At 35.0% G+C, this 12,867-nt stretch carries 10 protein-coding genes; 4 read left to right on the top strand and 6 right to left on the bottom strand.

Translation table 11 applies throughout. The features are described 5' to 3' along the window. The 5 genes from D8855_RS08965 to D8855_RS08985 all read right to left on the bottom strand — a co-directional run. A partial coding sequence (locus D8855_RS08965) for a DEAD/DEAH box helicase family protein (protein ID WP_125417033.1) occupies nt 1-4,746 on the bottom strand: 4,746 nt, incomplete at its 3' end. A 47-nt stretch (nt 4,747-4,793) separates the two neighbouring features. Then, nucleotides 4,794-5,204 (bottom strand): thrombospondin type 3 repeat-containing protein, encoded by a 411-nt coding sequence (locus D8855_RS08970; RefSeq protein ID WP_125417035.1) that lies wholly within the window; start codon nt 5,202-5,204, stop codon nt 4,794-4,796. Nucleotides 5,205-5,553: 349 nt separating this feature from the next. Then, nucleotides 5,554-5,766: a hypothetical protein gene (locus tag D8855_RS08975; protein WP_033680325.1), complete on the bottom strand. Its 213-nt coding sequence runs from the start codon at nt 5,764-5,766 to the stop codon at nt 5,554-5,556. After that, a complete protein-coding gene (locus D8855_RS08980; protein WP_125417037.1) occupies nt 5,763-6,326 on the bottom strand; it encodes a DUF3990 domain-containing protein in 564 nt (187 codons plus the stop codon). Before D8855_RS08980 ends, D8855_RS08975 begins: the two co-directional genes overlap by 4 nt. Nucleotides 6,327-6,471: 145 nt before the next feature. Further along, nucleotides 6,472-7,341 carry a LysR family transcriptional regulator gene (locus tag D8855_RS08985; protein WP_033680329.1) on the bottom strand — a complete coding sequence of 290 codons (870 nt, stop codon included), beginning with the start codon at nt 7,339-7,341 and terminating at the stop codon, nt 6,472-6,474. A 242-nt stretch (nt 7,342-7,583) separates the two neighbouring features. On the opposite strand from D8855_RS08985, the gene D8855_RS08990 reads away from it, so the two are divergent. The 4 genes from D8855_RS08990 (at nt 7,584) to D8855_RS10860 (ending at nt 9,711) form a co-directional block, all read left to right on the top strand. Next, nucleotides 7,584-8,090 carry a YbhB/YbcL family Raf kinase inhibitor-like protein gene (locus tag D8855_RS08990; RefSeq protein ID WP_033680331.1) on the top strand — a complete coding sequence of 169 codons (507 nt, stop codon included), beginning with the start codon at nt 7,584-7,586 and terminating at the stop codon, nt 8,088-8,090. An 827-nt stretch (nt 8,091-8,917) separates the two neighbouring features. Beyond that, complete coding sequence (locus D8855_RS10580) at nt 8,918-9,181, top strand: hypothetical protein (RefSeq protein WP_194251754.1); 264 nt, start codon at nt 8,918-8,920, stop codon at nt 9,179-9,181. A gap of 55 nt (nt 9,182-9,236) precedes the next feature. Continuing rightward, nucleotides 9,237-9,401 (top strand): hypothetical protein, encoded by a 165-nt coding sequence (locus D8855_RS10585; RefSeq protein ID WP_000201399.1) that lies wholly within the window; start codon nt 9,237-9,239, stop codon nt 9,399-9,401. A 1-nt stretch (nt 9,402) separates the two neighbouring features. Continuing rightward, the gene (locus D8855_RS10860; RefSeq protein ID WP_228112092.1) at nt 9,403-9,711 is read left to right on the top strand and encodes a hypothetical protein; all 309 of its coding nucleotides are present in this window, start codon (nt 9,403-9,405) and stop codon (nt 9,709-9,711) included. A 333-nt stretch (nt 9,712-10,044) separates the two neighbouring features. On the opposite strand, the gene D8855_RS09005 is transcribed toward D8855_RS10860, so the two are convergent. Beyond that, on the bottom strand, nt 10,045-12,858 hold the full coding sequence (locus D8855_RS09005; protein WP_125417039.1) for a phage tail tip lysozyme: 2,814 nt from the start codon (nt 12,856-12,858) through the stop codon (nt 10,045-10,047). Nucleotides 12,859-12,867 lie beyond the last annotated feature (9 nt).

Consider the following 12,867-nt stretch of genomic DNA (forward strand, 5'->3'; position numbering starts at 1 on the left):
CTCCTCAATAGGGATAATATGAGCTTCTGGAACAGGTAAATCCAACATATCTTGTGTTTGAATGTCGGCTGTTTCTTTATAGATTTTCATCAACTCAGGTAGATTGACAAACTTTTTAAATCGTTTCTTAGGTTGGTACTTATCCCCTGTAGGAGCTAATTCCATAGAGTTTTGAATTTCTCCAAAAGCACCTACCCAAGAGTCAAAATAATCAACTTGATAGCGTTTTAAGATATCGGGTTGAATGTAGTTCATCATAGTGTATAACTCACTAATAGAATTGGAAACAGGTGTTCCTGTCGCAAAGACAATATTTTTAAAATCATGTTCTTCCTGAATCTGTCGAACCTTCATTTCCATATCCACATTTTTCTTAGACGTTGTATTAGTAATCCCTGCTACATTTCCAAGTCCAGTAATGGGACGAATATTTTTAAAGTGATGTGCTTCATCCACAAAGAGAAAATCAATTCCTAAGTTCTCAAAATCAATAAAACTATCACGATTAAAGCGTTGGAGTTCTTCCAATTGTTTCTCTAGACCACTTATTGATTGTTCTGCTTCTTTAACGGTATACTTATTTTCAGAATGTGTTTTAATCTCTCGTAGTTCATTGAGTTTATCCTCAATATAGTTCATCTGTCTTTCTTTACTGACAGGGATTTTTTCAAATTGAGAATCCCCAATGACAATGGCATCGTAATCTCCTGTAATAATACGTGACACAAATTGTTTTCTTCTCGCCTTCACAAAATCTTTCTTAGTAGTCACAAAGACTTTTTTAGTAGGGAAAAATTTCATGATCTCTTGGCCAAATTGAGCAGACAAACTAGAAGGCACTACATACAAGGGCTTATGAACCATCCCCAACTCCTTTAATTTAAACCCAGCACCAAGCATGGTCAAGGTCTTTCCTGAACCTACCTCATGAGCTAATAAAGCTCTTTTTTCTTCTACGATTCTTTGAATGGCATTCTCTTGATGAGGGCGAAGGCTGATGTTTTGTGCCAAGCCATCAATGACTAGATGGCTACCGTCATATTCTCGACTAACTGTTCGATTATAAAGACGATTATAGCTTTCCTCAATGACTTGTTGGACTTCTGGATACCGTGAGACAAATTCTTGAAAGAGCTCTTGTAAATGCTGCTCTTTTGCTCTTAGAACAGAGGTTTTTTCCAAATCTGTGATGGTCTTTTTCTTTTCTCCTTCCGTAATAGTCATAGTAATCGTCGGTTGGTTCGAATTAAGTAAATTCTCAAAAATCTTTCTTCCTGTATCATAACGTGACCCACTAACTCCAAGACTACTATCTTTGGCACTTGGATAGCGATAAGCAAATGATGTCCTTAAATGAACCTGCCCATCAACAGGATTCACTTCAATGACTTGTTCAACATCTGGCGAAGACAATTCAAATTCACGATTGGTAAAACATTCAAAGGCAAATTTACCATAAACGGATTGAGGAATCCAACGTGACCCTATTTTAAACTCAATATCTGCCAGATGAATCCTTGGAGGGCGAACAGATTCTAATAAATCTAAAGCATGGCTCCAATCATATTCTTGGTTGTTTTCCTCCACTAATAGTTGAACTACTTCTATCTTATTGAGAATGTCTCCTGATAAAAACTGGTTCTTAGAAAGATATTTTCTTTCCCCTCTTAAATAGCTTTCTGGATCTATTAAAATCTGGTCACCTAACTCATCTAAAATAGCAGCTTGGCTATGTTCGGGATAAATGGATACCATATAGTCTAAATCAACCCCTCTACCATCCGATAAACTGGAGTTTAAGGCATCTAGAGCTGTTGAAACTCTTGTAATCACTCTCTCTGGCCTAACCAATGCTTTCTCAAAGGCTAAAGATTTTTTATATTTCACTTTCTGATCTTTAGAATCAATGTATTCATCTTCTAAACTTGCTAGTAAAGAATACTTATCGTCACTATCAAATAAGTTCCGATTGACTGAGGCATTCAAGTATCCAAATTGACCTACAAAGCGATCATAATCACGATTTAATGTACCAAGCAATACCTGAAAATCTGTCCGACTATAATCTGGATGACGTTGAATTTCAATCAATGATTGGTAAGTTTCTCTCAAATCAACCATGCCCTTAATACGACTAATATCCTTATCCGATAAGGGACTTTCATAAAAGACCGTTTTTTTGAACAAGCCCTTATATTTCCCTCTTTTACTCGCTTCTTCTGACTTGTATACATCTAGTGCTTCCTCATCTGTCAAATGAAGTTGTACGAATCGATCTATTTTATGTTCAGACAAAGAACTGTCCCAGGCTTTAAAATCTCCTTTCTCGTCTACATAATAACTAATTTCGTCTACTTTTGAACTTTTTCGAATACCATGCGTATCTCGGTAATAAATTTGATTACCCTCATATCCAAAAGAATAGAGCGCTAAGTCCTCACGTATACGACTTGGGACAGAATTATCCACTTCTTCTTGGATAAAAACAGGTGCTTTCAAAGAATTGTCAATTTGTTTAGGTGCTTCCACATTCTCTAATGCTTCCATTATGTCAGTAGCTAATGTTTCTGATACCCTCTTAACATTGAGGGTTCCTCCATTAAAATTACGTACCTCATATTCACCCAAAACTTGTGTGTTGTATTTCCCATCAAAATAAGGATTGATCCAGACACGCTTATCCTCCTCAAAGAGGATAGAGCCACTAAAGACAAGTTCCTCTTCATTAAGATTCTTTGCTTGATCCTTTTGAAAGAAGAGGAGGTCTGTGGTCACTCGAGTACCTGCAATCTTTTTAAAAGCCGTATCCGGCAAACGAACTCCCCCTAAAAAATGAGTGTTGGATTTAATCTCTTGTAAGACATTATCTGTCCGTTTATCCATTGTCCCAATAGATGAGATAATCGACACTTGTCCTCCGTCTCTTACTAAATCAAGTGAGTGTTTGACAAAGTAGTCGTGAATCATATAAGGTTTATCGTAGTTTTTATCGGCAATGCGAAAATTTCCAAAAGGAACATTCGTTAAGACTAAATCAAAACTATTATTTTGATAGGGCACTTCTTCAAATCCTCGCACTTCAATATGGGTATTGGGGTGGAGTTGTTTTGCGATTGCGCCTGTCACGCTGTCTAATTCAACCCCATAGAGTTCTGATTTATCTCGTATACTTCTAGGCATAGCCGCAAAGAAGTTCCCAGTCCCCATAGAAGGATCTAATATCCTTCCTCCCTCAAAACCATCATCCAGTAATTTTTGCCAAATCTGTCGAATAATCATTGGGTCTGTATAATAGGCTGTGAGAGAACTTTGTTTCATGGTGGAGTATTCTGACTTACTTACTAAACTCTTAAGAGTTAAACGTTCTGTTTCATACTTTGGATTGAGTTCATCAAAAAATTCATTGGCAAGACCACCCCATCCAACATACTTGGCTAGTAGTTCTTGTTCTTCTGGACTTGCTTGTCGTCTCTCTTTTTCTAATCTTTTAATAAGATCAATTGCGGCGATATTCGTTTCAATTTTTTCTCGATTTGTCTTAGGATAAAAGTCCTCTAAATCATCTGGAAAAACAAAATCTAGAACAGGGATATCCGTCTCTTCTATGCCTACAATAAGCGTTTCTGTTTCCTTATCCTTATCTTTTTTCTTTTCATTTTCTTCTTCCAGATAGGAAAACAAATCTATTTCCTGACTTTCACTTGGTGATTCAATCTCAATATCTGAATCTTCTTTTTCAAGTTCTACATGAGACAATACTTGTTCAATCTCTTCCAAACTGTTCAAGTATAAGATAGGATTCTCTTCAAATAACTGGTTGGAATCATTGAATAGCTCTAGGCGAATTAAGTCATTTAACTGTGCATTTTCAATCGAAACCAACTGAAAAACTTGTCCTTTATAACTTACTTGTGAACCGATTGGATATTCCCTCAAAGCTTCTTCTACAATTTTATCGACATTAGAAAAGGAGTTCGTTTCTTCCGTTTCCTGTTCAATATCACTTGAAGGAGATAAGGATTCCGCTACTTGCTTAGACTTTTCTCTTATAGCCTTTACTTCATCAAAATGAGTAATAATCTTCAGCTTTTGTGTAAGTGGAAGTTGTTGGTAGTTTTCTTCATGATGGACAAGATTCGTAACAGTATCTAAAGTAGCCATCAATTCTGAACCCAAATAGGCTAGAAGATCTCCTTCTTTTTCTTCAAAATGAATCTCAAGAACCTCTTTTTTTAGTTCTTTGGAATCAACCATTAGAAGAAATTCCTCTATATCTCTACTAATACGGTCAGATAGATTATTCGCAACTCGATAGACGTTGACTAAATTGACATCCTGATTCTGATGAAATACAAGCTCACTTAGTTGTTCTAGCTTTTCTTTTTCAGATTGGATGTAAAATCGAGTGGAAAGATTATAGGTTGCGACTTCTAGCACCAAGTTTTTCTCAAAATTACTTAATTGGGATAATTTATCTAGACCTGCTTGTCCAAAATTTCTTGTGTAACTTTCTAAATCTTGATTATTATTTTCAGAACTGGCCTCTAGAAAAGAAACAATATCTTGTTCAAAAGAATAGACATGAGCTATCTCTTCTATCTTGCCTTCTTCAATCAAAAAACTCTCTACCAAATCCTGCCATTTCTCATCAAAATGTTGAGCTTGATAACGAAGAAATAGGTCCATTTTCTCTCTATCTTTTGGAATTGTTCCACGAAACATAGCTAATATTTCCTTTACTTCCATACTCGCTCCTTTCATCTATACGAAAATAGGAGAATCACATGATTCCCCTACAACTCTATCTCCATTTCAACCTCTTGAGGACTGGTTTCTAAATCACTAGACAAAAGAGAAACGGCATCTGTTCTCATGTAGTAATTATATAAGTCTTCAAGGTCTTGTTGGTTTTCAATCCCTGTTTCAATACTAATCAGAGCCTGTATAAATTCCTTGTAGTGACTCTCCATCATATCTGAAATCTTTTGTTTCATTTCCATAAATACTGATGTCGGTTCAGTTATACTTGTTTGTTCCATGTCTTGTAAATCCTTTTCTAAGGGATTGGTTCCTTCTTCTACTTCCACTAAATCTGAACGACCATCACCATCAGAATCTGCGCTAAGAGGATTGGTTCCTAGCGCCAATTCTTGAGCATCAGTTAATCCATCTTGATCCGAATCACGTTGATAAATGGCTTCCATATACTTCCTTCTTTCCTAGTTAATCTTTTTTCACTCCAATCCTACCAAATATTCCTTGAAAGAAGTATCACAAATCGAGTAGGGGATAATCTCTAGCCCCTCTCACACCACCGTACGTGCCGTTCGGCATACGGCGGTTCAACTAACTTTTAACGCATGTAGTTCAAGGTAATAATCCAAACACGAAACCAGTCCACGTTTTTCGCGGGTGCCCACGGAGGACTTACACCTCAGATGCACGACATGCCCGTCGTACACAAAAAACGGTTCATTACCTAATATGGTAATGAACCGTTTTTGAGAATATAAAGAAAGATTTGGATTTGATAAACCTAACTCAAATTACTTATTAATGTACTGAGTAACGTTTTGCAATATCCGCGATATTATCAGCGATAAGGTCTGAAGTCAAATGAGAGCCTCCATTATCCAACTCTTCAAACCAATTCTTCAATACAACATTTGTGACAGAAGAAACAGTATCAGGAGTAATGCGATAATTCTTCCGTAAAAACTGTTCTACCTCAACTCTAAGAGCTTGTTTTTCATTTGTCAAAATCATATCGTGTCCTCCTTAACTAAGATTAGTTTATTTGCAATTTTTTGATCACATATACAAAGTTGTGTATCACCCTGATATTTTCCCAAAAGAATATCAGCGGTTTTTTCTAAGGAATTTACTCCCTTGAAATAGTCATCTAAAGTGACTTTCAAACGAGTAACTTGACCATCAAGAACTGGGCCAAATACTGCTGAAAAATTATGAAAATTAATTCCAGCCTTAGCGTCTAACTTCAATCTATTTTTATAAACAAACTGAAAGTATTCTTTATCAATTTCAAAAATCTTCGTTTCAACATCATTAGAATCTTGAAACTGATAACTTAAAACAACAGGCTTTACGTTTGGATTAAAAGGAAGTTCATCTTTTGTTTTTCGCTGAGCCCATTTAACAGCCTGATCAAATTTAGATGTCACATAAAATCCTATACCAAAATCACAGTTCCGTTTACTATGATAAACATCTATTCCATCTTTTAAAGATGGAACCTGAGTAGATGTCGTTCCGTGATACCAAACGGCTGTGTTGCTAAATTGATTACTAAAGCTTAACTCTCCCATAAATTAATTATATCATTTTACTATAATTTATGCACGTACTATTTTATAAATTTCATCTCTCATTAACTATTTTCCGTTTCAGTCATTAATCCATTGATTAATATGTAAACCAAAAATCACTAATAGTATCAGTTACCTTTGATTCTTAAATTGAATTTTGCTCCTTTAAAATAAAGTCTTTAAACGCATTATTGAAAATAGTGATAGCTTTAGAAGCTTTTCTGCTCATTAAGTAAGTAAAAGAAACGGGGGTGGTTACTGTAGTGGTTTCAAGATGAGCAATCTTATCTGTAAAAGTCTTTTTTAAGTAAAGGGGCAGAAAGGAAATGCCTTGATTCATTTCTATTAGTTTGGCAGTTACTGTAATATCATTGATAGTAGTGAAATCGGCTTCTGGAACTAGCTCAATGATTTCTTTTTTTAGATTTTCCCAATAGACGGGGTGGTTATCGGATAATATTTTATAGTTTTTAAATAATTGTAATTCGTCGCATTTGACTGTTGTTTTAGGATAAAAGAGGGCAATCTTTCCTTCACAAATTTGTTCGGATATGATTTTTTTACTATATGGAACTTCTCTATCAATACCAATATCGAATGTATTCGTTTCAATAGCTTGTTCAATATGGCTATTTAGCACGGATACAGAGATATCAATATCTGGATAGCGCTGAAAGAATTCTTGTAAAAATTGTGGTAAAAGGTATGTGGCAATGTAAGGAGATACGGCAATTTCTATATGAAATTGTTGTTTTTTATTTTGTAGCCTAATCTTTTGAATACTTTGCTCATAGGTTTGTATAAGATTTTCAGCAATCTCTATAAATTCTCTTCCAACAGCAGTTAGTGTCAAGTTTCTTCCCACTGTTTCGAAAAGTTGAACTTGAAGGTGCTTTTCTAATTTCTTAATTTGTTGATGTAGCGTTGGTTCGGTAAGAAATAGCTCTTCGCTGGCTTTACGATAATTGAGATGTTTTGATAATACCAAAAAAGTGTAATACCAATCTAAGTTCATAGTTACTCCTATTTATAAATTTTTTCTTAATGATTTCTAAACTTTTTTCAAATTTTAAAATACCTTGATATAGTATACCATATTATTACAGATAGGAGCTCATATCTAATAAAATAAGGAGTGAGGTATGTTAGGAGATCTCTTATATTTAAATTTTAATTTTGAAGGGGTAATATGTATGTCGCTAATCGCTTTAGCTATTTATTGTATATTTAGCTTTATAATTCTTAAAGGAGAAAAAAATGAAAATTAAAACAACATTTAATAATATTTTACCAAAAGAGTTTGGAAAGGAAGCAAAAAGGGAAGATATAATGCAAGGAAATCCGGTTCGTTCTTTTGCGTTTGAAGTTGATAATTTACCCAAAGGTACTGAATATATCGCTTTTACTCTTATTGATTATGATGCCATTCCTGTTTGCTCTTTTCCTTGGATTCATTGGAGCGTTGCTGATTTAAAAGTTAATGGTGATAGTATTCAGATTGAAGAAAATATGAGCCGAATTGGTCAATTAATTCAAGGTAAAAATAGTTTTTCTAGTCAATTTTTAGATGGTGATTTTTCTGAAATTGATACAATGTTTGTTGGACCGACTCCACCTGATCGAGACCATAACTATACTTTAAAAGTGTTTGCATTATCAGAGAAAACAGGACTAAAAAATGGCTTTTGGGTTAATGAATTACTAAATAAAGTAAAGGATTTAACTTTGGGTACGGTTGAGTTAGACCTTATTGGAAAATGTTAAAGTCATGATTGGTAAACCTAAATAAATTAAACGTTTAGGTCTTGTTATTATCTTGTAAAACCAGTAAAGTAGCTAATTCTACTATTTTTAGGGGAGTTAGTCACAAAGAAAATCAAACAGTTAGACTGACTGTTTGAGTATGAAAAAAGCAGATAAAAAATCCCTTGAGTAAATAACTTGAGGGATTTTAAAGGTTGGGATAGGGTATTGAAAAGCTCGTACAAAGTATAATAAAAATCCCCACCAAATTTTGAAAATCTATTGAAATGTATTGAAGTTTATTAGCAGNATACATAAGTGGAAAGCTTAATTTTAATACATTTAGAAGATTATTGAAAAATAAATATCACACTTTCAGTCTTATTAAAATCCTTATAACTGTATTTTGAATGATTTTCCCCAACCAAGCATCCCTCTCTCTTATAAAATATATACATTCAGTTGTATGAAATGTAATATTGTTCTTATCAGACTTGAAACTTTTACCAATCCAACTATTTATCTTATACATTTAATTTAAACCTATAGTATCCTATTTTCTTAATATTCTACAGTGTAACACTGCATTTATATTATAACGCTAGTATGTTCAGAAAAGAAATACTTTGTAAGCCAATATCTGTTATAACGGAAATTGTTAGAGATGTCTATCATAACAGAAATTGAGATAATGTCCATAACTTCCCTGAAGATAAATTATGTAGTCACAAACTATTTCATATCCAATCTAGTGTAGGTTGTTTGGAGCATATCATCAACAAAAAAGAGAACGAGCTAAAACTGCGTTCACCTTAAAATGGTAATACATTACTATCAAAGTAAAAAAGATGACTTACAGAACCTGTAAGCCACCTAGTCAGTCGGTTTATTCTGGTGTCTGCCACCGCTTGGCCCTTACGTCCAAGATTGCTATCGGATTTTGTTCTGGTGTCCGCCACCGCTTGGCCCTTATGTCCAAGATTACTATCAGATTGACCATGAGCCAACTACTCATCTACACCATTATTCTAACGAATATGAGCTACAAATGCAAGAGAAAAACTTATTTTGGATTTATACACTATAGAAAACATACACTATCTTTAGATTGAACTTTTGTTCAAAATAAGCTAGAATGAATTTAAGTAGAAACAGGAGATAGAACAAATGGCTACAATCAGTTTAACACGTGATATAAAACTAACAAACGAAGATGCTCTAAAAATTCTTAATCATAAACCATCTAAAAAGCTACAAGCAGTCTTGAAATCTATTGAATCACAAGACGCTACCGCTCCAACGAAAAATAAACTCATTTCAAAGTATCTGTAAGATGATAATTCAAGTAACACCACTTAAGCAATATCTTGAAAATATTCAAGTGCTGGCTCCTGATAAAACTGAGAAACAAGTTCAGGAGCTATTTAAAACTATCATTTTAGAAAATGTTAATTTTAACGGTAATGAAGAGATGTTGACTTATCTATCTGATGAAGCTCCCAATTTTGAAAAACAACATCGTTCTCGTAATTTTATCGTTGAAGAAACTGAAACAAATAACATCATAGGATTCTTTAGTTTGTCTCTCAAGGTTGTTGATATTTCTGATTTAGAGAACTCCTTAAAAAAGAAACTCGTCTAAAAGGGAAAAGTCCCAAAGATATTGATTATCCCCCTGTATTACTTATCGGTCAATTCGGCAAAAACACAAAGCTAAATAAACTATCAGGACAAGATTTATTTGAAATTGTAATTCAAAAAATTGAAGAATTTCGAGCAATTGTAGGAACTCAGACGATATTTTTAGATAGTATCAATCATCCTAAAGTCATTCAATTTTATGAACAGTTCGGATTTGTTGCTTACAGTCAATTGATTAAAGACGATCATCAAGTAAGTTATCAGCCTATAGCATTAAATATATCACTCTATAAAAAATAAGAATCATGTCACCTAAACTGATGACATGATTCTTTTATTTCACCGTATAGGCAAAACTGATGGCACTATCTGCTTGAGAGATTTTTCTAAAGGTATAGTTAGGATTGCCACCATAGTTGGTTTCAGACACGAGGAAAGAACCGTCATCATATACCTTCTCTACAAAGGCCACATGACCATAGTCTGCTGGTGTGCCATGTGTACCTCCCACAAAAGAAACAATAGCACCTGCTCTTGGTGTAGAGCCTGTTTCCCCACCAAGACTTGAAGCTGTCGCAACCCAGTCCTGACCATTTCCCATGGTATTAATGATTGAAATCATCTCTCCGTTTCTACCTTTTAGCTTTAATCCTAACTGGTTCATACGAGCCGCAACACCCCAAGTACATTGTCCATAGGCATAGGCCATACCATCTCCACCACCAGGAACAGAATGATTATACAAGTCCCCACGAACACCTTCAAGGGATTGTGGATCACTCTTAGCCTGTCCTCCATTTGTTTGGCTAAAGCCTTTTTCAATTTGGTAATACCATTCCGTTGCTCTGGTTTGTCTTTCCAGTAGTTTGTCACCAGAATTTCCCTCCCAATAGGTGAGGAAGAGTTGGGCGAGATTGGCTGCACTGCCCGTATTTTTAAAGAAATCTTTTAACCAACTTTGATAGTAAGGACTATCCCCATGAAGCATAAAATCAAGTTGGAGGTTTAAATCATACCACTTCTTATTTTTGATATGTGCATAATTCAATAAGGCTGTATGACGTGTTGAACCATCTGCAGTATCCGTCCATTGCCCTAACCCCAAACCTCTATGAAGAATATTAGGATAAGCACCACTATAAATGGCTGGACCTCCAATCGCTAACCAGCTTTCATCATCCCATGAGGAATCGGTAGCGCCAACTGGAGGAGATAAATAATCTCCTTCAGCTCGTTTTGGATTAATAGAAGACTCTACAGACCAATTTCCTAAAATAGCCGCAATGGCTTGGGGACTTGCGCCTTGAGATTTCAAAAAATCATAAATATGTTTTGCTCGTTCAAACTCATCCCCACCAAACTGACCAATGGCAGGTAAGATAGTTGTCTGAAGTTGAATGACTTTGGGAAAATAAAATTGCGGATTGACATACACCAATTTTTCTTTCTTGTTCTTATACTTTTGATAGGAAACTTTCAAACCTGTATCATCTGGTGTTTCACCAATAATATCACCCGTTAGGACTCTTGTACCCTCAATCGCACGGCCATTATGAATAGAATACAAGGTCAATCGACTCTCATTCTCTCCTTTTCCGTTAGTGAGAATTATATTGTCACCATCTAGTGATACGACCCCATCCATTGGTGCGACAATCGTTTGGTGAGCCTTCGCTTCTAGTAGAATGTACTCCTGAAGAGTAGGTTTCCCGTCTAAATCATAGTATCCGTAACGATAAGTCATGGTTAGACTATCTTCGTTGCTTTGTCCCTCAAACGGATTGTCTAATTCCTGCATGGAAGCATAGACACCTTCTTCTTTTAGTTCCTTTATTTCCTCTTGATCGTCTTTCGATAGTTTATACTTAGGAGTTTCATAGAGGTCTTGCATGGATTTCAAATCTTCCCCATCGTTTAAATCATGCCACAAAGTAGATAGATAATCCTTGTAAGTTTCTGAACTAAATAAGTGAACTGGTTTGTGTAACTCATAGTCATGGAATTTAAAGTTCATATAGCCCATCACATCATCAATTTTTGTGTAATAGGTAATGCCTTTATCATTGGTTCGGGTATGTTCTGCATCTTCCCAAGTTAGGTGGGTATAAGCTTTTGTTAATTCAAATTCATCTTGTTGAATCAAACTAGCAGATGAAAATCCTAAAAAGAAGCTCATCATAAGTAAAAGAAGAAAGACTATTCCTCCAACTATCCAGGTTACAGGATTCCCAGCCGCAAATGTAAAGAAGGAAAAGGCTGCTTTTAGTTTTTGATAGATATTTCGGACACTTGTAAGACCTTGTTTCTTTAATTTTCGATACCGATTTTTAAAGGAACTTGGATTCTCTTTCGCTAGTTTCCATCCTTTTCCATCCTTAAAATGATGGTATCTCTCTTTTGTATTGGTCAGTCTTTTTTTGGTAAAACGACCTGTTACTTGGCCTGCTTTGACACTAGCTTTTCCAAGATTATAAGAAAGGCGACTGTAGCGTTTTCCTTTTCTAATGGTCTCTTGTAGCGTGCGATAACCTTCTAAATCTTCATTTTCTGAAGCTAACTCTCCTCCTTCACGTCCAAGGACATAAAGAAAAGTTTTGGCTTTCCTACTGACTTTTTTGGACTTATAGGCTTGTTTAGTAGATTTTAGATTCTCTTTGGCGGCCTTGACTTCTTTCTTAGTTTTTAATTCTTCTAAACTCTTCCCTTGAAAGAAAAAATTAGATTTTTGTTTCGATTCCTGACCATAAAGAAATTTTTGATTGGTTTTTCTTTCTTTACGACTCTCTTTTCTTTCTTCTTTTGCTTGTACCTTAGCTTCCTTAAATTGCTTCTTGGCTATTTTCAATCGTTTCCTAGCATGAGGTAATCGTCTATCTCTTAATTCTTTGCGATTCAAAAGAGATGGAGGACTATTTTGAAGAATATGATTGTAGTCTTCATTTGCTTGTTTTACTCTCTCCTTTGAAGCTTCTCTCATATTCTCCAGCTTTTGCTTTATCTCTTTTTTCCATGCTTTTTCATCCAGTACAGCGGAATCTTTTTTCTGTTTCTTCACCTCCTTCTTTCCTTTTTTCAAGAATTTCTTCTCATCTTTTAGACTTCTTCTAAATGCCTTTCTTGCACGTATGATTTCTCTTTTATCCTTCATTTACCTTCC

The organism is Streptococcus mitis (assembly GCF_003942685.1).
GTDB lineage: Bacteria > Bacillota > Bacilli > Lactobacillales > Streptococcaceae > Streptococcus > Streptococcus mitis_CD.